The organism is Paucibacter sp. B51, from assembly GCF_027863535.1.
Taxonomy (GTDB): Bacteria; Pseudomonadota; Gammaproteobacteria; order Burkholderiales; family Burkholderiaceae_C; genus Paucibacter_A; species Paucibacter_A aquatilis.
Window position 1 is genome coordinate 589962 of the sequence record NZ_JAPIVN010000002.1, and the last position, 19290, is coordinate 609251.

A 19290-nucleotide genomic window follows, 5' to 3' on the forward strand; every position below is an offset into this window, starting at 1 on the left:
CATGAACGACGACAAGCGAGCGCGCATCGCGTCCCGGGGACGGCAAGCTGGCGTCTCCCTTCTGACCCTGGCTCTGCTGAGCACGCCGGCCCTGAGCCCCGCCGCGACCCAGAAGCCGCGCGGCAACGGCCCGGCCGTCAAGGCGCCGACGCCGGTGACCCTGAACTTCGTCAACGCCGACATCGAGGCCGTGACCCGGGCCATGGGCGTGATGATGAACCGCCAGTTCATCATCGATCCGCGCGTCAAGGGCCAGATCACGGTCTACAGCGAGCAGCCGGTGACGCCGCGCGAGGCCTATCTCAACTACCTGGCCGCACTGCGCGGCCTGGGCTTCACCGTGGTGGAAAGCGCAGGGCTGTGGAAGGTGGTGCCCGAGGCCGATGCCAAGCTGCAAGCCGGCTCGGTGGCCGTGGACAGCAGCAAGGAGCGCGGCGACCAGATCCTGACCCAGGTCTACCGCCTCAACTTCGAGAACGCCAACAACCTGGTGGCGGTGCTGCGCCCGCTGATCAGCCCCAACAACACCATCAATGCCAACCCGGGCAACAACAGCCTGGTCATCACCGACTACGCCGACAACCTGCAGCGCCTGGGCCGCATCATTGCGGCCATGGACACGGCCGGCGCCACCGACATCGAGCTGGTGCCGCTCAAGCATGCCGTGGCCGCCGATCTGGCGCCCCTGGTGCTGCGCCTGACCGAAGGCGGCAACGCCGCCGCCGGCGCCCCGGGACAGGGCGGCAGCGGCAACGTCAATGTGGTGGTGGACCCGCGCAGCAATGCCCTGATCGTGCGCGCTGCCAACCCGGCCCGCCTGGCCTACACCAAGGGCATCATCGCCAAGCTGGACCAGCCCTCGCTGGACAACAATCCGGCCGGCAATATCCGCGTTGTTTATCTCAAGAATGCCGATGCCACCAAGCTGGCCACCGTGCTGCGCGCCGCCTTTGCAGCCAATGGCGGCGGAGCGAGCGGCAATGCCGGCGGCAGCAGCGGCGCCAGCGGTGGCTTGAGCGGCCTCGGCGGCGCCGGTGGCCTGGGCGCTGGCAACCTCAGCGGTGCGCAGCAGGCTGGCATGGGCAACAGCAGCGGCAACACCGCGTCGGCTGCGGCCACCACGCCGGTCAGCGCCTCGGCCGGCCCCTCGACCGGCGGTTTTGTGCAGGCCGACCCGTCCACCAACGCGCTGATCATCACCGCACCCGATCCGCTCTACCGCCAGATCCGCCAGGTCATCGACCAGCTCGACGGCCGCCGTGCGCAGGTCTATGTCGAGACCCTGATCGTCAAGGTCGACGCCAGCAAGAGCGGCAACTTCGGCGTGCAGTGGCAGAACCTGTTCGGCAACAAGGGCGACAGCAACATCACCGGCGCCGGCACCAATTTCGGCAGCGGCCCGGGCAACATCATCCAGGGCACGGCCGCCCTCTTCGGCGGCACCAACGCCATCGCCAGCGTGGTCAAGGATGTGCCCACCGGCCTCAATGTCGGCGTGCTGAAGAAGTTCGGCGAACGCTACACCCTGGGCGCCATCGCCAACTTCCTGGAAGCCGAGGCCGGCGCCAATGTGCTGTCGACGCCGAATCTGGTGGCCCTGGACAACGAGGAAGCCAAGATCGTGGTCGGCCGCTCGGTACCCTTCGTGACCGGCTCCTACACCAACACCGGCAGCGGCAGCAGCACTGGTGCGGTCAACCCCTTCCAGACCTACGACCGCAAGGACGTGGGCATCACCTTGCGCATCCGCAGCCAGATTGGCGAGGGCGGCACGGTGCGCATGACGGTCTACCAGGAAAACTCCTCGGTGGACCCGACCACCAAGGCCGACACCAGCGGCCCCTCGACCGAGAAGAGCTCGATTGAAACCACGGTCTCGGTGGACGATGGTCAGATCCTGGTTCTGGGTGGCCTGCTGAAGGACGAGTTCGCCGACAGCGAGGGCCGCGTGCCCGGCCTGGGCAGCATCCCCCTGATTGGCAATCTGTTCAAGAACACCGGCCGCAGCCGCGTCAAGACCAATCTGATGGTGTTCCTGCGCCCGGTCATCATGCGCAGCCAGGAAGCGGCTGACCGCATCACCATGGACCGCTACGACCACTTCCGCACCCTGCAGGAATCGGTCAAGCCGGAGTCCAAATTCGCCCTGCCGGACACCGGCACGCCGCTGCTGCCGGCCAATCCCACCGCACCCATCGGTGCGGCCAAGGATTCACCCATCGGTGCGGCCAAGCCGCCCGCGGGTGCGGCGGACAAGGTGGGCCAGTGAGCGTCATGCGCCACCCGCTGCCCTACGCCTACGCCAAGGCCAACTCGGTGCTGCTGGAGGACGACGGCGCCAGCCTCGTGCTCTGGGCCCCGGCCGAGATCAGCCTGGCCACCTTGTCCGAGGTGCAGCGCCTCTACCTGATCGACCGTTTCGAGCAGGAAGCCGCCAGCAGCCTGGCCGAGCGCATCAATGCCGCCTATGCCGGCAGCGAATCGAGCGCGGCCGTGGTGATCGGCGAGGTCGAGAGCGCGGTAGACCTGAGCCGCATGATGCAGGACCTTCCCGCCGTGGAAGACCTGCTGGAAGCGGCCAATGACGCGCCCATCATCCGCATGCTCAATGCTTTGCTGACGCAGGCGGCCAAGGACGGGGCCAGCGACATCCACATCGAGCCCTACGAGCGCGCCAGCTCAGTGCGTTTCCGCGTCGACGGCACGCTGCGCGAGGTGGTGCAGCCCAATCGCGGCCTGCACGCCGCCCTGATCTCGCGCCTGAAGATCATGGCCGAGCTGGACATCGCCGAAAAGCGCCTGCCGCAGGACGGCCGCATTTCCCTGCGCATCGGCGGCCGCGCCATCGATGTGCGCGTCTCCACCCTGCCTAGCGCCCACGGCGAGCGCGCCGTGCTGCGCCTGCTGGACAAGACCGAATCGAAGTTCACGCTCGAAGGCTTAGGGATGAGCGGCGATGTGCTGGAGGCCTTCAAGCGCCTGGTGCAGCAGCCGCACGGCATCGTGCTGGTCACCGGGCCCACCGGCTCGGGCAAGACCACCAGCCTGTATGCCTCGCTGCAGACCGTGGACACCAGCACCACCAATGTGCTGACGGTGGAAGACCCGATCGAGTACGAGCTGGCCGGCGTCGGCCAGACGCAAGTCAATGCCAAGATCGATCTGACGTTTGCGAAAGCCCTGCGCGCCATCCTGCGCCAGGACCCAGATGTGATCATGATCGGCGAAATCCGCGATTACGAGACCGCGCAGATTGCCATCCAGGCCTCGCTGACCGGTCACCTGGTGCTGGCCACCTTGCACACCAACGACGCCCCTAGCGCCGTCACTCGACTGACGGATATGGGCGTCGAGCCCTTCCTGCTCAGCAGCTCGCTGCTGGGCGTGCTGGCCCAGCGCCTGGTGCGCAAGCTCTGCCCGGTGTGCAAGCGCCAGGACGGCGAAGGCCGCTGGCATCCGGTCGGTTGCGAAGCCTGCAGCCGCACCGGCTACAAGGGCCGCACCGGCGTCTACGAGCTGATGGTGGCCGACGAAGAAGTACGCCACCTCATGCACCAGCGCGCGGCCGAGAGCGAGCTGCAGGCGGCGGCGCAAAAAGGTGGCCTGCGCTCCATGCGTGAGGACGGCCAGCGCCTGATCGACGCCGGCATCACCTCGGTCGAAGAAGTGCTGCGCGTGACGCGCGAATCCTGAGTGCCCCGCTGCCATGCCGGCCTATAAATTCGAAGCCCTGAACCCGGCGGGCCGCTCCAGCAGCGGCCTGATCGAGGCCGACAACCCGCGCGCCGCGCGCGCCCAGCTGCGCGCCCAGAGCCTGGTGCCGCTGAGCCTGGAACCGGTCCAACAGCAGGGACAGGACGGCGGCAGCCGCTTTGCCCGCCGCGTGTTCAGCCCCACGGCCCTGGCCGTGTGGACGCGACAGCTGGCCGGCCTGGTCGGCTCGGGCCTGCCGCTGGAGCGGGCGCTGACGGCCCTGGCCGATGAGTGCGAAGACCCGCGCCAGCGCGAGCTGCTGTCCCAGCTCAAGGCCGAGGTCAATGCCGGCGCCAGCTTTGCCCGCGCCCTGGGCACGGCGCCGCGCGAGTTCGACGAGGTCTACCGCGGTGTGGTCGCGGCCGGTGAGCAGAGCGGCGCACTCGGGCCGGTGCTGGAAAAGCTGGCCGACGATCTGGAAGAACGCCAGGACCTCAAGTCCAAGCTGATCGGCGCCATGGCCTACCCGACCATCGTCTCGCTGATCGCCTTCATGATCATCATCTTCCTGGTGACCTATGTGGTGCCGCAGATCGCCGCCACCTTCACCAGTTCCAAGCGCGCCCTGCCCTGGCTGACCGTGGCCATGCTGGGCACCAGCGACTTCGTGCGCGAATGGGGCTGGCTGATGCTGCTGGCGGCCGTTGGCGGGGGCAGCGGCCTGTCCTGGGCGCTCAAGCGCCCGGCCTTCCGCCTGCGCTTCGACGCGGCCTTCCTCAAGGTGCCGCTGCTGGGCCGCCTGGCCCGCGGCTACAACGCGGCCCGTTTTGCCGGCACCCTGGCCATGCTGGCCGGCTCGGGCGTGCCCATCCTGAAGGCCTTGCAGGCGGCGGCCGAGACCCTGTCCAACCACGCCATGCGCGCCGACGCGCTCGATGCCCTGGTGCAGGTGCGCGAGGGCGCGCCGGTGGGCTCGGCCCTGGCCGGCAAGAAGCGTTTCCCCGGCATCCTGGCCATGTTCGCCCGCCTCGGTGAGCAGACGGGTCAGCTGCCGCAGATGCTGGAGCGCGCGGCCAAGCAGCTCAGCGTCGAGGTGCAGCGCCGTGCCCTGGCGGCCGCCACCTTGCTGGAGCCCCTGCTGATCGTCGGCATGGGCGCGGTGGTGCTGCTGATCGTGATGGCGGTGCTGCTGCCCATCATCCAGATGAACAGCTTTGTGAAGTAAACAAGGACGTAGGCGAAGACATGCCGGCCAATCTCGACGGACAGCTGGTGGTGGCGATTTCCTCGCGGGCGCTGTTCGACTTCGAGGAAGAGAACCAGTTTTTCGAGGCCGGCAACGACCGCGACTACATGGCCCTGCAGCAAACGCGCCTGGACCAGCCGGCCAAGCCCGGCGTGGCCTTCTCCCTGGTGCGCAAGCTGCTGGCTTTCAACAGCGAAGGCGCGCCCAAGGTCGAGGTGGTGGTGCTCTCGCGCAACGATCCGATCTCGGGCATGCGGGTGTTCCGCTCGGCCACGCACTACGGCCTCAACATCCAGCGCGGCGTGTTCACCCGTGGCGAGTCGCCCTGGCGCTATCTGCGCCCGCTCAAGGCCCAGCTCTTCCTCTCGGCCAACGAGGCCGACGTGCGCAGCGCCCTGCAGGCCGGCGTGGCCGCGGCGCGCGTGCTGCCGCTCTCGGCCCATGCCTCCAGCGCCCACCCGCAGGAGCTGCGCATCGCCTTCGACGGCGACGCCGTGCTGTTCTCCGATGAGGCCGAGCAGGTGTTCCAGCGCGAGGGCCTGGATGCCTTCCAGAGCCATGAGATCACCCATGCCAAGACGCCCCTGCCGGCAGGCCCCTTCAAGCCCGTGCTGCAAGCCCTGCACAGGCTGCAGCAGGAGGGCGGCGGCGGCATGAAGGTGCGCACCGCCCTGGTCACCGCACGCAGCGCACCGGCCCATGAGCGCGCCATTCGCACCCTGATGGACTGGCGCATTGAGGTGGACGAAGCCATGTTCCTGGGCGGCCTGGCCAAGGGCGAATTCCTGCGCGAATTCGAGCCCGACTTCTTCTTTGACGACCAGGCCGGCCACATCGCCAGTGCCGCCGCCCATGTGCCGGCAGGCCATGTCAGCGCCGGCATCACCAACCACTGAGCGCCCCGCGAACCGGGCACGCGCTCTGCGCACACGCCTGGGCCGCCACGGGGCTTACACGGGTCTGAAGACGCGCGGGCGGCCGAGATAATCGGCGCTCACTTTCAGCGCTCGCGATCCGAGCCTCATGCGCATGAACCCTCGCACCCCGCTTCGGCTGCACCGCCTGACCCTGGCCGCCGCCATCAGCTGCGCCGCCCTGAGCAGCCTGGCCGCCACCACCGCCGCGTCTGGCGGAAACACGCCCAACCCCGGTTTCTTCCGCCAGCCCACGCTGCAGGGTGAGAACCTGGTCTTCGTCGCCGAAGGCGACCTCTGGCGCATCAACGCCCAGGGCGGCCGCGCCGAGCGGATCACCACCCACGCCGGCCAGGAAGGCTCGCCGGTGCTGTCGCGAGACGGCCGCTGGCTGGCCTACACCGCCCAGTACGACGGCCCGGGCGATGTCTACCTGATGCCGGTGCAGGGCGGCCTGCCGCAGCGCCTGAGCTGGGAGGGCAATGCCGGCCAGCGCGTCTGGGGCTTCAGCGCCCTGGGCGAGGTGATCTACTCCGGCCCCTCGCAGACCGGCCAGCCGGTGACCCAGCTCTATGCCGTGGACCCGGTCACGCAGACGCGCCGCGCCTTGCCCGTGGCCCAGGCCAGTGACGGCGCCATCAGCAGCGATGGCCGCCAGCTTTACTTCACCCGCAACGGCCTGCGCGGCGACAACGCCCGCCAGTACCGCGGCGGCGCCCTGGCCCGGCTCTGGACCCTGGACCTGACGGGCACGGCCGAGGCCCGCCCCCTGGTCACGGAGGGCGCCAACGATCGCCTGCCCATGCCCTACCGCACGGCAGCCGGCGAACGCATCGCCTTCCTCTCGGACCGCGACGGCACGGTCAACCTCTGGTCGGTCAATGCCCAGGGCCAGGACCTGCGGCAGCACACCACGCACAAGGGCTGGGACATCCGCCACGCCTCGGTGGACGGCGGCGTGGCCGTCTATGCCCTCGGCGCCGATCTCTACCGGGTCGACCTGAACGCCAACACCACCAGCGCGGCGCCCACTCCGATCGCCATCCAGCTCAGCGGCGACTTTGAACAGCAGCGCCAGCGCTGGGTCAAGAAGCCACAGGACTTTCTCACCTCGGTGGCCCTGGCACCCAATGGCGAGCGCGTGTTGCTGGCCAGCCGTGGCCGCCTGGCCACCCAGGGCCTGGGCCAGCTGCGCCGCGCCGAGCTGCCGCAGTCGCCCGACGGCCGCTGCCTGAAAGGCCTGTTCGGTGCTGACAGCAAGCAGGTGCTGGCCCTGTGCGATTTCAGCGGCGAGCGCGAGGTCTGGCGCTTTGCAGCCAATGGCTTGGGCAAACCCGAGCAGATCACCCGTGACGCGCGCGCTCAGCGCAAGGACATGGCCCTGTCGCCCGATGGCCGCTACCTGGCCCACACCGACAAGGAAGGCCATCTGTATCTGAGTGACCTCAAGGGCAACAACGGCCGCCTGATCACGCGCGACAGCCGCAACGCCAGCATCGCCAACCTGAGCTGGGCGCCGGACAGCCGCAGCCTGGCCTTCACGCAAGCCCTGAGCGATGGCAATCGCGATCAGCTGCAGCTGTTCAACCTGGCCGACAACAAGATCCACACCGTAAGCAGTGAGCGTTATGACAGCGACTCGCCGGCCTTCTCGCCGGACGGGCGCTGGCTCTACTTCGTCTCCAACCGCCAGTTCACGGCCACCGGCCGCGGCTCGCCCTGGGGCGACCGCAATATGGGCCCTTACTTCGACCGCGGCAGCAAGCTCTTCGCCCTGGCCCTGCAGCCGGGCCTGCGCTTCCCCTTCGCACCCAAGGACGAGTTGGAGCCGCCGGAGCCCAAGCCCGAACTCAAGCCCGAGTTGAAACCCGAGCAGCGTGCCGATGCCGCCAAGGTCGACGGCAAAGCCGAGCCCACCAAGGCCGAAGTCAAGCCCGAGGCGAAACCTGAAGCCAAGCCCAAGCCGCCCATCCACTTCGCCGGCCTGCGCGAGCGCCTCTTCGAGCTGCCTCTGCCCGCCGGCAACTACAGCGGCCTGACGACCGACGGCAAGCGCCTGTGGTTCCTCGACGCCGAGATCAACGGCGGCGAGCGCAAATCGGTGCTCAAGACCGCGGCCATCGACAACCAGGGCGGCAACATCGAAACCGTGGCCAGCGATGTGCGCAGCATCGAGCTCAGCGCCGATGGCAAGAAGATGCTGGTGGTGCGCAATGGCGCGCCGGGCGCGGCGCCCGAGCTGATCCTCGCCGACGCCGGCCCCAAGCTGCCGACCGAAATGGGCAAGTTCCAGGTGCGCTGGAGCGACTGGCAGATCGCCACCGACCCGCGCGCCGAATGGCGCCAGATGTTCGCCGATGGCTGGCGCATGCACCGCGACTACTTCTACGACAAGGCCATGCACGGCGTCGACTGGCCCGCCATGCGCGCCAAGTACGAGCCCCTGGTCGAGCGCGTCAGTGACCGCGCCGAGCTGGCCGAGCTGATGGCGCAGATGATCGGCGAGCTGAGCGCCCTGCACAGCCAGGTCAATGCCGGTGATCTGCGCCAGGCGCCGGAAGAGCCCGGCCTGGCCGGCCTGGGCGCGCAGTTGAGCCGCACGGCCGACGGGCTGCGCATCGAGCGCATCTACCGCGCTGACCCCGAGCTGCCCAGCGAGCTGGGCCCTCTGGCCCGCGCCGAGCTGGGCCTGAAGGATGGCGACCTGATCACCCACATCAACGGCCGCAAGGCGAACGAGGTGGCGCATGAGGTGGAGCTGTTGCGCGGCCAGGCCGGCAAACAGGTGCTGCTGCAGATCAAGCCGGCCAGCGGCGGGCCCGAGCTGCAACGCATCGTCACGCCGGTGGCGCGCCAGCGCGAGCAACAGCTGCGTTATGCCGACTGGCGCTTCGGCCGCGCGCAGGCGGTGGAGAAGGCCTCCAACGGCCGCATCGGCTATGTGCATCTGCGTGCCATGGGACCGGCCGACATCGCCGATTTCGCTCGCGAGTTCTACACCCATGTGGACCGCGAAGGCCTGATCATCGACGTGCGCTTCAACGGTGGCGGCAGCATCGACAGCTGGATCCTGGAGAAGCTGCTGCGCCGCGCCTGGGCCTACTGGCAGCCGCGCTCGCCGGGCGGCGCGCCGGTGCGCTCCAACATGCAGCAGACCTTCCGCGGCCAGGTCGTGGTGCTGCAGAACGAGCACACCTACTCGGACGGGGAAACCTTTGCCGAGGGCTTCAAGCGCTTAGGCCTGGGCCCGCTGATTGGCACCACCACCTCGGGTGCCGGCGTGTGGCTGTCGGACCAGAACCGCTTGATGGACAACGGCATCATGCGCGCGGCCGAAACCGGCCAGATCGCGCCCGATGGCCGCTTCCTGGTGGAAGGCATCGGCGTCAAGCCAGACCTGGAGGTGGACAACCTGCCACGCGCCAGCTTCCTGGGTGCTGATGCCCAGCTCGATGCCGCGATTGCCACGCTCAACAAGGCCATGGCCGAGAAGCCGCGCGCCGAGCCCAAGCCCGGCGCCTATCCGCGGCCCGTGAGTCTGAAGTAAGAGCTGACGCAGCGGGCAGGCTTGCCGCGCCGCTGAAAGACCAAGGGGAGGTCCGGTGATACACCGGGCCTCCCCTTGTTGCCTGCGGCTGAGTCTAAAAACTCAGGCGAGACTGACGCGCGCGAACTTGCGTTTGCCCACTTGCACGACCACGGTGCCGGCCTCCAGCTTCAAGCCCTTGTCGCTGACGACCGTGCCGTCGATGCGCACGCCGCCTTGCTCGATCATGCGCATGCCTTCGCTGTTCGAAGCCACCAGGCCGGCGGACTTCAGCACATGGGCCAGGCCCAGCGGCGCGCCGCTGAGGCTGACTTCGGGGATCTCGTCCGGGATGCCGCCCTTGGCGCGGTTGTTGAAATCGGCCTCGGCCGCTTCGGCCGCCGCGGCGCTGTGGAAGCGCGCCGTCAGCTCCTTGGCCAGCAGCACTTTCGCTTCCTTGGGGTTGCGGCCGGCGCTGACCTCGCCCTGCAGGGCGGCGATCTCGGCCAGGCTCTTGAAGCTCAAGAGCTTGAACCATTTCCACATCTGTTCATCGCTGATGGACAGTATCTTGGCGAACATGGAGTTGGCCGGCTCGCTGATGCCCACATAGTTGTTCTTGGACTTGGACATCTTCTCGACGCCGTCCAGGCCTTCCAGCAGCGGCATGGTCAGGATGCACTGCGGCTCCTGGCCATACTCTTGCTGCAAATGGCGGCCCATCAGCAAATTGAACTTCTGATCGGTGCCGCCCAGCTCCAGATCGCTCTTCAGCGCCACCGAGTCGTAACCCTGCATCAGCGGGTAGAGGAACTCGTGCACCGAGATCGGGGTCTGCGCGGCGAAGCGCTTGGTGAAATCGTCGCGCTCCATCATGCGGGCCACGGTGTACTTGGCCGCCAACTGGATCATGCCGCGCGCGCCCAGCGGGTCGCTCCACTCGGAGTTGTAGCGAATCTCGGTCTTGCTCTCATCCAGCACCAGCTTGGCCTGGGCGTAGTAGGTCTCGGCATTGGCCTTGATCTGCTCGGCCGTCAGCGGCGGGCGGGTGGCGTTGCGGCCGGACGGGTCGCCGATCATGGAGGTGAAGTCGCCGATCAGAAAGATCACCTGGTGGCCCAGGTCCTGCAGCTGGCGCATCTTGTTCAGCACCACGGTGTGGCCGATGTGGATATCGGGCGCCGTCGGATCCAGGCCCAGCTTGATGCGCAGGGGCACGCCAGTGGCCTCGGAGCGGGCCAGTTTTTGCACCCAGTCGGACTCGGGCAGCAGCTCATCGCAGCCACGCTGGGAGATCGCCAAGGCCTCACGCACGCGATCGGTGATGGGGAACTGCGTTTTTGCGGCAGGCGTGGCGTTTGTTCGCGGATCGGACATGGGAGCGAGTGGGGCCTGGGTAAAGCCCTGATTTATCGGGTTTTCGTGGCGTTGACGCGGGGATGGGCTCGTTATACTCGCGCCTGGTTTTGTGACGGCTCACCCTTGAGGAGGGGGCGGCACAGCGGCGGATTCTAGTGGACAGGCCTGCGGGCGCACTGTGATCCTTCTCGAACGGCACCGGCAGCGTTTGTGCAAGCGGCCCCGGTGACCTCTACAAGAAGACCCTGGGAAGCGACAGCGTGAAATTCCGGTTGAACGACGTGAAGATGGCTCTGGCGCGAGCCGAAGCCTTTGCCGCGCGCCACCCGCGCGCCCTGACCGGGGGCGTGGTCACCCTGCTGAGCGGCTTTGCCATCACCGCCTTCGGTATCGCACCACTGGCGCCCAATGCCGCCGACCTGCCCCAGCGCACGCTGACCGAGCAAATCCAGATCGACGACCTGGACGCGCAGCTGAGCGCCCTGGCCAGCCACTCGATCGCGCTCAGCCGCAATGAGCTGACCCGCAGCAGCGACACGGTCGAAAGCCTGTTCAAGCGCCTGGGCGCCTTCGACCCTGAAGCTGCCCAGTTCCTGCGCAAAGATCCCCTGGCCAAGCGCCTGCTGCAAGGCCGCGCCGGCAAGATGGTGCAGCTGACGGCCGATGCCTCGGGCACGGTCCAATCCCTGGTGGCCCGCTTTCCAGCCGACTCCAGCGATCAGCAAAGCACCCATTTCAGCCGCCTGAGCATCAGCCGCGGCGCCGATGGCCAGTTCAGCGCCAAGCTGGAGACCGCCCCGCTGCAAGCGCAGATTCGCCTCGGCAGCGGCACCATCCAGAGCTCGCTGTTCGCCGCTACCGACGAAGCCCGCATCCCCGACGCCATCGCCACCCAGATGGCCGATATGTTCTCGGGCGAGATCGACTTCCACCGCGAACTGCGCAAGGGCGACCGCTTCTCCATCGTTTACGAAAGCCTGACCGCTGACGGCGAGCCCATCAACTGGAACGGCGCGGCCGGCCGAGTCATCGCCGGCGAGTTCGTCAACAACGGCCGCAGCCACACGGCCGTGTGGTTCAAGGACAGCGCCACCGGCAAGGGCAATTTCTACGCCTTTGACGGCCAAAGCAAGCGCCGCGCCTTCCTGGCCAGCCCCATGGAGTTCTCGCGCGTGACCTCGGGTTTCGCGATGCGCTTCCACCCAATCCATCAAACCTGGCGCCGTCATCTGGGCGTGGACTACGGCGCGCCCACTGGCACGCCGGTTCGCACGGTGGGCGATGGTCAGGTCGAGTTTGCTGGCTGGCAGAACGGTTTTGGCAATGTGGTTCACATCCGCCACAGCGGCGACCGCACCACGGTCTATGCCCACCTGAGCCGCATCGACGTCAAGAAGGGTCAGCGCGTCGAACAAGGCCAGCGCGTCGGCGCCGTGGGCGCCACCGGCTGGGCCACTGGCCCGCATCTGCATTTCGAGTTCCGCGTCAAGGGCTCGCACCAGGATCCGCGCATCATTGCCCGGGCCTCTGAAGCGGTCACCCTGCCCAACTACGCACGCAACCAGTTCCAGCAAACCGTGGCCAGCGTGAAAACGCAGCTGAGCGTCGCGCAGAGCATGGAATCAGGCGTGCTCGGCGCCGACTGAGCTCGCAGCTCGCCTGCGCACCTCGCCTGCAATCCTCGCTGCGAGCATCCCACGCCGCACACCCCATGAGCGACCTCTTCATCGGCCTGATGTCCGGCACCTCGCTGGACGGGGTCGATGCGGTGTTGGCCCGCTTTCCCGAGGCCGGTGCTGCCATGCAAACCCTGGGCCACGCCCACCAGCCTTTTTCCAAAGCCTTGCGCGAGGAGCTGCTGAGCCTGAACCAAGACGGCCCTGACGAGCTGCACCGCGCCGCCCTGGCCGCCAACGCGCTGGCGCGCAGCTATGCCGATCTGGTGGCCCAGCTGCTGGAGACATGCGCACTGCGCCCTCAGGACATCCGGGCACTTGGCGCCCATGGCCAAACCGTGCGCCATCGCCCGGGAGAATTTGACGGCATCGGCTACACCAGCCAGCTGCTCAACGGCGCCCTGCTGGCCGAGCAAAGCGGCATCTCCGTGGTTTGCGACCTGCGCAGCCGCGATGTGGCCGCCGGCGGCCAGGGCGCGCCCCTGGTGCCCGCCTTCCACCGCGCGGTTTTCGGGCGCGCCGACGAAAACCTTGCGGTGCTCAATATCGGCGGCATCAGCAATATCAGCCTCTTGCCTGCGGACGGCCGCACCCTCGGTTTTGACTGCGGCCCCGGCAACTGCTTGATGGACGCCTGGATCGCCGAGCACCAAGGTCAGGACTACGACGCCGATGGCGCCTGGGCCGCCCAGGGTCAGGTCGTGCCCGAGCTCCTGCTCGCCCTGCTGGCCGAGCCCTTCTTCGCCAAGCCACCACCACGCAGCACCGGGCGCGATCTGTTCCATCGCGCCTGGCTGCAGCAACACCTGGATCGCTTGAGCACCACGCCACGAGCCGAGGACGTGCAAGCGACCTTGCTGGAACTGAGCGCACGAGCCGTCGCTGACAGTCTTCGGAGCGAGGAGCAGGTCTTGAGCCGCTTGCTGGTCTGCGGCGGCGGGGCACTCAACCGCCAGCTGATGCAGCGCTTGCAAGCCTTGTTGCCCGGCACCCAGGTGGCGCGCAGCGACGACGCGGGCTTACCGGTGATGCAGGTCGAGGCCGCCGCCTTTGCCTGGCTGGCCATGCGCTTTGTGCGCGGCCTGCCCGGCAATCTGCCCGCCGTCACCGGTGCGGCCGGGACGCGGATTCTCGGCGCCCTGCATCCGGCCTGAGCCCGGCCTGATCCTGGCTCAAACCCAGGTAAGCGCCCATGAAAAAGCCGCCTCGAGGGCGGCTTTTGTCTTGCGCCATGGGCGCGTACGTCGATCAGACCGAGAAGCTGGAACCGCAGCCGCAGGTGGTGGTCGCGTTCGGGTTCTTGATCACGAACTGCGCGCCTTGCAGGTCTTCCTTGTAGTCGATCTCGGCACCAACCAAGTACTGCAGGCTCATGGCGTCGATCAAGAGCGTCACGCCGTTCTTGTTCATCTGGGTGTCGTCTTCGTTGACGGCTTCATCGAAGGTGAAACCGTACTGGAAGCCAGAGCAGCCACCGCCTTGCACGAACACGCGCAGCTTCAGATCGGGGTTGCCTTCCTCGGCCACCAGATCGCGCACCTTTTCGGCCGCGCTGTCGGTGAAGACCAGCGGCACGGGCATCTCGTCGGCACCGGTGGCGGGATTTTCAAGCACTGCGCTCATGTGTATTCCTGATGTTGGCGTTATGCGCCGCATTGTCCATGCAAAAGCCTGCGGGACCGCGGTCGCGGCAGCAAGACCCCATGCCAGGTGCTGGCAATCGCGCCACGGCGCAACACAGGGGGGGTCTTCTCTATCTCTTCCAGAAACAAACAAGGCCGCTGAAAAGCGGCCTTGTTGTGTGATGAGCCAGCTCGAAAGCCAGCCCATCTGAAAGTCGATCAGCGCTTGCTGAACTGCTTCCGGCGACGAGCGCCGTGCAGACCGACCTTCTTACGCTCGACTTCACGCGCATCACGCGTGACGAAGCCGGCGCGGCTCAGTTCGGGCTTCAGGGTCGCGTCGTAGTCGATCAGAGCGCGAGTGATGCCGTGGCGCACAGCACCGGCTTGACCCGACTCACCACCACCGTGAACGTTGACCTTGATGTCAAAGGTTTCGCCATGGTTGGTCAGCAGCAGGGGCTGCTTGGCAATCATGATCGAGGTTTGACGGCCGAAGTAGTTCTCGACAGGCTTGCCGTTGACGACGATTTGGCCCGTGCCCTTCTTGATGAAGACACGTGCGACCGACGACTTGCGGCGGCCGGTACCATAGTTCCAGTTTCCGATCATCACCGCTCCTTAGATTTCGAGAGCCTTGGGCTGCTGAGCGGCGTGCGGGTGGGTGTCACCGGCATAGACCTTCAGCTTCTTCACCATGGCGTAGCCCAGAGGACCCTTGGGCAGCATGCCCTTGACAGCCTTTTCCAGGGCGCGGCCCGGGTGCTTGGCTTGCATGTCCTTGAACTTGGTGGCGTAGATACCGCCCGGGAAACCCGAGTGACGGTAGTACACCTTGTCATTGGCCTTGTTGCCAGTGACGCGCAGCTTGTCTGCGTTGATGATGACGATGAAATCGCCGGTGTCCACGTGAGGCGTGTAAATGGCCTTGTGCTTGCCGCGCAAACGGAGTGCCACTTCGCTGGCAACACGTCCGAGCACCTTGTCGGTGGCGTCAATCACAAACCACTCGTGCGTCACTTCTGCCGGCTTGGCGCTGAAGGTCTTCATGAGTTTCTTTCGAATGCCCGGCAGAACATCTGCCCGGCGGTCGGATGGCTGATTCATACCCAGACGCGCTACATTCGGTGCCGCTTATCGGGATGCTGCCGACCTGAAGTTGCCTCCAAGCCCGACCGCATCTCGCGACCTCTCACACAAGGCGCATGGGTTTCTTCCCCACAGCCAAATCAGGGGAAGCCCGCGATTGTAGCAGCAGCTGACCCGAAAAGGAAAGGCTGATCCACCGATCAAGGGGAGGCAGGCCGCCAGATCCCGGGTTACCATCCGGGTTATTACGTACGACCCCCAGGGTCCAGCCATGAAACCCGACGTTGACAGCACCGACAAGGATCTGAAGACCGCGCCCGCCGCCGCCGAGGAATCATCCGCCTGGAATCCGGTCGCCGCCTTGCGCCGCATGTCCAGCTGGGTGCCCATCCGCTCGCTGGCCCGCCGCCACCGCCACCGCATCGCCCAGCATCTGCTGACCTTGAGCGAGCGCGACCGCTACCTGCGCTTCGGCTACCCCGCTTCGGACGAGCAGATCAGCCGCTACGCCATGTCGCTGGATTTCGAGCGCGACGAGGTGCTGGGCATCTTCAACCGCAAGCTGGAGCTGGTGGCCATGGCCCACCTCGCCTACGCGCCGCGGCCGCAGCGCCCGGGCAAGGCCGCCATGGCCGAATTCGGCGTCTCGGTGCTGGGCCAGGTGCGTGGCCGGGGTTTTGGCGCGCGACTGTTTGAATGCGCGGCCCTGCATGCCCGCAACCGCGGTATCGACACCTTGTTCATCCACGCCCTGAGCGAGAACGCCGCCATGCTCAAGATCGCCCGCAATGCCGGCGCGACCGTGGAGCGTGATGGCTCGGAATCGGAAGCCTGGCTGCGCCTGCCGCCCGACACCGTGTCCTCGCATGTGGACGAAGCGATCGAGCGCCACCTGGCCGAGCTGGACTTCCAGTTCAAGCGCCATGTGCGGGTGATTGGCGACATCCTCGATGGCGTGGCCGAGGTCAAGGCCAAGATCGGCGACGCCGGCAAGGGCGCCAAGCTCTGAGCATGGCCGGGGGCCGCCCAGCGGCCCGAACGGCGCCGCCTGAGGAACAGCGAAAGCCGCGCTTCGCACACCCTTTCGCTTCACCCGCCGACCCCGCGAACTGGCGCCCCTGAACCAGGGGATACACCCAGTTACATGTCATCTTCCTGCGCTACATTTGGTGAATAAGCACCTGATCACAGGCGCAAAGAATTCAAACCCATTGGGGCTGTCGAGGGCATGCAAAGCACCATTCCGTGGATCATCGCGCTCGCCTCGGGCTTCGGCCTGTTGGCGCTGGCCCTGCTGTGGGTGCTGCGGCGCTCGGCGCCGCCGACCAAGCCGCTGCCGACCGAATGGTCGCTGACGGCCCGGCCGGTGTTCAGCAGCGATGAGCGGCGCGTCTACCGCCTGCTCAAGGAAGCCCTGCCCCACCATGTGATCCTGTCCAAGCTGCCCCTGGTGCGCTTTTGCCAGCCGACCGAGGCGCAGGAAGTGCGCTACTGGTTCGACCTGCTGGGCGCCATCAACGTCACCTTCGCCATCTGCAGCCCCAACGGCCGCGTGCTGGCGGCCGTCGACCTGGACAGCGAACGCGGCATTTCGGGCCGCGGCCTGCAGATCAAGCAGTCGGTGCTGGGCGCCTGCCGCGTGCGCTACCTGCGCTGCGCCATCGACAACCTGCCCAGCGCGGCCGAGCTGCAACTCTTGGTGCCCTTCAGCAACAGCAACTCGCGTGGCCCGCAGGCCGCGCCGATGCCTGGCACGGTGTCGCCCTCGCGCCCCAGCCTCAACGGCAGCACCCCGCGCCGCGCCAGCCGCAAAGGTTTGTGGCAAGACTCGGCCGTGTTCCACGACTCCTTCTTCGCACCCGACAGCCGCTTCGACAACAACGGCATGGTCGATGCCCCGCCCCGCGGACACAGCAGCCACCGTGGCGGCCCGGCCTTCCAGAACTCGGTGCCTTTCGGCGAGCCGCTGAACGCCGACGCGCAATACCCGGACGAGGCGCCCAACGACATCGTCGGCCTGGTGGTCGACTCGCCGCGCTACGGCGGCCGGCTGCCCCGCTGAAGGCGCAGGCCCTTCGGCCAAAGCCTCAGCCCCCACGGCCCCAATAGCGCCCAGGCGATACTGCGGCGCCGGACCGAACGAGGTCCGGTGCCGCTTTTTCTTTTCCCCACCCATGAACCCAGACCTGGACCGCAGCTTCGGCTCCCTGACCCCCGAATTCATGCTGGATGCGCTGGACGCCGCCGGCCTCTACGGCGACGGCCGCATGCTGCAGCTGAACTCCTACGAGAACCGGGTGCTGCAGCTGCACCTGGAAGACGGGCGCATTGCGGTGGCCAAGTTCTACCGGCCCGGGCGCTGGAGCGATGCGCAGATCCTCGAAGAGCACCAGTTCGCGCGCGAGCTGGCCGAGGCCGAGGTGCCCGTGGCCGCGCCCTGGGCGCTGCAGGACATCAAGGGCCAGCTGCACCTGGCCGGCACGCCGGCGACGCTGGCCCATTTCGGCGACCAGCGCTTTGCCGTCACCCCGCGCCAAGGTGGGCGGGCGCCCGAGCTGGAAGACCCCGAGGTGCTGCGCTGGATCGGCCGCCTGCTGGCCCGGCTGCACACGGTCGGCCGGCAGCGCCCTTTCGAGCACCGCCTGCGCTGGGCCGGCGCCGAGCCCGGCCGCATGGCCCGCGATCTGCTGGTCGCCCTGGGCTGCGTGCCCATCGAAGTCTTCCCCGCCTGGGATGCGGTGGTTCAGGCCTGCCTGAGCCGCATCCAGCACATCTTCGACAGCATCCCGGAGCTGGAGCTGCTGCGCCTGCACGGCGACTGCCACCCCGGCAACATCCTCTGGACGCCGGACCATGGGCCGCATTTTGTGGACCTGGACGACGCCGTCACCGGCCCGGCGGTGCAGGACTTGTGGATGCTGCTCTCAGGCGACGAGGTGGCGGCGCGCCAGCAGCTGTCCTGGGTGCTGGACGGTTATGAAACCGTGGCCGAATTCGACCGCCGCGAGCTGCGCCTGATCGAACCCCTGCGCACCCTGCGCATGATTCACCACAGCGCCTGGCTGGCCAAACGCTGGAACGACCCGGCGTTTCCGCTCGCCTTCCCCTGGTTCGGCACGCCCAACTACTGGCATGACCAGGTCGCCAAACTGGGCGAGCAGCTGGAGGCCATGACGCCCAAGGACGAGCACCCCGTGGATGACTTCCTCGATGAAGGCGGGGTTCAGTTCGACGAGGGTTTCCGCTAGGAAGGCGCGGGTCTTTCGAGCCCCCCTGGCATCCAGGATCTGTCGGCCAGCTTTACAGAATCCCGCAGCCCAACAAGCTCCTGGCCCTAACTCCTTGATTCATTGAGCTGTATCAAGCTGGCACGGAACTTGTAACTGAATGTTGCCTTCTCCCCATGGAACGGAGGCCATGTCAAGCCAGCGCTCAGGCGCTGCGCGGGACGTGGCGCTGAGCTGTCGGGTTCTGGTTCAAACCTCTTTGAATGAGCAACTTATGCAATCCAAAAAACTCTTCAGCGCCATGACTCTGGCCTTCGTTGGTGGCCTCTTCACCGGTGGCGCACAAGCCGGCGTTGTCTATAGCGAAGGCTTTGACAACGGTTTCAACGGCTGGACTCGCGGTGATGCCTACTGGTCGGACTGCCAAGGCCAAGGCAATTGCGTTGTCGGCTCCGGCGGGCAGGGTGGCGCCTACTTCAACCTGGGCACCCGCACAGGCCCGGAACCCGACCATCGCTTCTTCATCAGCTCCGTCTTCGACATTGCCGCCAACAGCGATTACACGCTCCAGTTCTACGTGCAGGACGACTACGCCGGCTATGCACCCTACAACGTGCCCATCCAAGCGCAGATCAACGGCAGCAATGTCGGTGGCATCGTCAAGGCTGCCACAGGCGGCTGGAACCTGATCAGCTTGAGCTGGAATTCTGGCGCTGCCACAACAGCTCAAATCACACTGAAGAACGAATACCAACTGTCGGGCTACTACCAAGGCGGCGGCTGGCTCGACTGGGGCTACGGCAATGACTTTGGGGTCGATTCGATCTCCTTGACTGGCGCTGCCCCCGCATCCAACCACGTGCCAGAGCCCGCGACGCTGTCGCTGGTGGCCCTGGCCTTGCTGGGCGTTTGCGCCGGCCGTCGCCGCTCAGTCTGAG

General features: G+C 66.9%; 15 protein-coding genes. 11 read left to right on the forward strand and 4 right to left on the reverse strand.

The window, feature by feature from the left end:
* The first annotated feature begins 1 nt into the window (after position 1).
* The 5 genes from gspD (at position 2) to OOB33_RS23490 (ending at position 9400) form a co-directional block, all read left to right on the forward strand.
* Positions 2-2269 carry a type II secretion system secretin GspD gene (gspD, locus tag OOB33_RS23470; protein WP_271010410.1) on the forward strand — a complete coding sequence of 756 codons (2268 nt, stop codon included), beginning with the start codon at positions 2-4 and terminating at the stop codon, positions 2267-2269.
* A 5-nt stretch (positions 2270-2274) separates the two neighbouring features.
* Entirely contained in the window at positions 2275-3693 is a 1419-nt protein-coding gene (gene gspE / locus OOB33_RS23475; RefSeq protein ID WP_271010411.1) for a type II secretion system ATPase GspE, read from the forward strand.
* 13 nt (positions 3694-3706) lie between these two features.
* Positions 3707-4918 (forward strand): type II secretion system inner membrane protein GspF, encoded by a 1212-nt coding sequence (gspF, locus tag OOB33_RS23480; RefSeq protein ID WP_102766137.1) that lies wholly within the window; start codon positions 3707-3709, stop codon positions 4916-4918.
* Between the two features lie 20 nt (positions 4919-4938).
* A complete protein-coding gene (locus tag OOB33_RS23485) occupies positions 4939-5835 on the forward strand; it encodes a 5'-nucleotidase (protein ID WP_102766136.1) in 897 nt (298 codons plus the stop codon).
* A gap of 133 nt (positions 5836-5968) precedes the next feature.
* Positions 5969-9400 (forward strand): S41 family peptidase, encoded by a 3432-nt coding sequence (locus OOB33_RS23490; protein ID WP_271010412.1) that lies wholly within the window; start codon positions 5969-5971, stop codon positions 9398-9400.
* A gap of 102 nt (positions 9401-9502) precedes the next feature.
* On the opposite strand, the gene tyrS is transcribed toward OOB33_RS23490, so the two are convergent.
* Positions 9503-10756 (reverse strand): tyrosine--tRNA ligase, encoded by a 1254-nt coding sequence (gene tyrS / locus OOB33_RS23495; RefSeq protein WP_102766135.1) that lies wholly within the window; start codon positions 10754-10756, stop codon positions 9503-9505.
* 269 nt (positions 10757-11025) lie between these two features.
* Here tyrS and OOB33_RS23500 point away from each other — a divergent pair, with 269 nt between their 5' ends.
* Positions 11026-12384 (forward strand): M23 family metallopeptidase, encoded by a 1359-nt coding sequence (locus OOB33_RS23500; RefSeq protein ID WP_271010413.1) that lies wholly within the window; start codon positions 11026-11028, stop codon positions 12382-12384.
* 65 nt (positions 12385-12449) lie between these two features.
* Positions 12450-13568 carry an anhydro-N-acetylmuramic acid kinase gene (locus OOB33_RS23505; RefSeq protein WP_271010414.1) on the forward strand — a complete coding sequence of 373 codons (1119 nt, stop codon included), beginning with the start codon at positions 12450-12452 and terminating at the stop codon, positions 13566-13568.
* Positions 13569-13662: 94 nt separating this feature from the next.
* Here the strand turns inward: OOB33_RS23505 and erpA are convergent, their stop codons facing one another.
* The 3 genes from erpA to rplM form a co-directional block, all read right to left on the reverse strand.
* On the reverse strand, positions 13663-14037 hold the full coding sequence (gene erpA, locus OOB33_RS23510; protein ID WP_102766133.1) for an iron-sulfur cluster insertion protein ErpA: 375 nt from the start codon (positions 14035-14037) through the stop codon (positions 13663-13665).
* Positions 14038-14255: 218 nt separating this feature from the next.
* Positions 14256-14648, reverse strand: coding sequence for a 30S ribosomal protein S9 (rpsI, locus tag OOB33_RS23515; RefSeq protein ID WP_102766132.1), 393 nt, complete (start codon positions 14646-14648; stop codon positions 14256-14258).
* Between the two features lie 9 nt (positions 14649-14657).
* Positions 14658-15086, reverse strand: coding sequence for a 50S ribosomal protein L13 (gene rplM / locus OOB33_RS23520; RefSeq protein WP_102766131.1), 429 nt, complete (start codon positions 15084-15086; stop codon positions 14658-14660).
* Between the two features lie 310 nt (positions 15087-15396).
* Between rplM and OOB33_RS23525 the strand changes: the two genes are divergently transcribed.
* The 4 genes from OOB33_RS23525 (at position 15397) to OOB33_RS23540 (ending at position 19289) form a co-directional block, all read left to right on the forward strand.
* Positions 15397-16134, forward strand: a complete 738-nt coding sequence (locus OOB33_RS23525) for a GNAT family N-acetyltransferase (protein ID WP_171827702.1) — start codon at positions 15397-15399, stop codon at positions 16132-16134.
* A 219-nt stretch (positions 16135-16353) separates the two neighbouring features.
* Positions 16354-17187, forward strand: a complete 834-nt coding sequence (locus tag OOB33_RS23530; protein ID WP_271010415.1) for a DUF2726 domain-containing protein — start codon at positions 16354-16356, stop codon at positions 17185-17187.
* Positions 17188-17299: 112 nt separating this feature from the next.
* Complete coding sequence (locus OOB33_RS23535) at positions 17300-18373, forward strand: serine/threonine protein kinase (RefSeq protein WP_271010416.1); 1074 nt, start codon at positions 17300-17302, stop codon at positions 18371-18373.
* Between the two features lie 253 nt (positions 18374-18626).
* On the forward strand, positions 18627-19289 hold the full coding sequence (locus tag OOB33_RS23540; RefSeq protein ID WP_271010417.1) for a PEP-CTERM sorting domain-containing protein: 663 nt from the start codon (positions 18627-18629) through the stop codon (positions 19287-19289).
* Position 19290 lies beyond the last annotated feature (1 nt).

What these genes read in the sequence shown, in the direction of transcription:
- gspE (WP_271010411.1), top strand. Translation starts at nt 2,275, where the DNA reads ATGCGCCACCCGCTGCCCTACGCCTACGCCAAGGCCAACTCGGTGCTG.
- rpsI (WP_102766132.1), bottom strand. Translation starts at nt 14,648, where the DNA reads ATGATCGGAAACTGGAACTATGGTACCGGCCGCCGCAAGTCGTCGGTC.
- gspF (WP_102766137.1), top strand. Translation starts at nt 3,707, where the DNA reads ATGCCGGCCTATAAATTCGAAGCCCTGAACCCGGCGGGCCGCTCCAGC.
- OOB33_RS23485 (WP_102766136.1), top strand. Translation starts at nt 4,939, where the DNA reads ATGCCGGCCAATCTCGACGGACAGCTGGTGGTGGCGATTTCCTCGCGG.
- OOB33_RS23490 (WP_271010412.1), top strand. Translation starts at nt 5,969, where the DNA reads ATGAACCCTCGCACCCCGCTTCGGCTGCACCGCCTGACCCTGGCCGCC.
- erpA (WP_102766133.1), bottom strand. Translation starts at nt 14,037, where the DNA reads ATGAGCGCAGTGCTTGAAAATCCCGCCACCGGTGCCGACGAGATGCCC.
- OOB33_RS23500 (WP_271010413.1), top strand. Translation starts at nt 11,026, where the DNA reads ATGGCTCTGGCGCGAGCCGAAGCCTTTGCCGCGCGCCACCCGCGCGCC.
- OOB33_RS23535 (WP_271010416.1), top strand. Translation starts at nt 17,300, where the DNA reads ATGAACCCAGACCTGGACCGCAGCTTCGGCTCCCTGACCCCCGAATTC.
- rplM (WP_102766131.1), bottom strand. Translation starts at nt 15,086, where the DNA reads ATGAAGACCTTCAGCGCCAAGCCGGCAGAAGTGACGCACGAGTGGTTT.
- OOB33_RS23525 (WP_171827702.1), top strand. Translation starts at nt 15,397, where the DNA reads ATGAAACCCGACGTTGACAGCACCGACAAGGATCTGAAGACCGCGCCC.
- OOB33_RS23540 (WP_271010417.1), top strand. Translation starts at nt 18,627, where the DNA reads ATGCAATCCAAAAAACTCTTCAGCGCCATGACTCTGGCCTTCGTTGGT.
- OOB33_RS23505 (WP_271010414.1), top strand. Translation starts at nt 12,450, where the DNA reads ATGAGCGACCTCTTCATCGGCCTGATGTCCGGCACCTCGCTGGACGGG.
- tyrS (WP_102766135.1), bottom strand. Translation starts at nt 10,756, where the DNA reads ATGTCCGATCCGCGAACAAACGCCACGCCTGCCGCAAAAACGCAGTTC.
- gspD (WP_271010410.1), top strand. Translation starts at nt 2, where the DNA reads ATGAACGACGACAAGCGAGCGCGCATCGCGTCCCGGGGACGGCAAGCT.
- OOB33_RS23530 (WP_271010415.1), top strand. Translation starts at nt 16,354, where the DNA reads ATGCAAAGCACCATTCCGTGGATCATCGCGCTCGCCTCGGGCTTCGGC.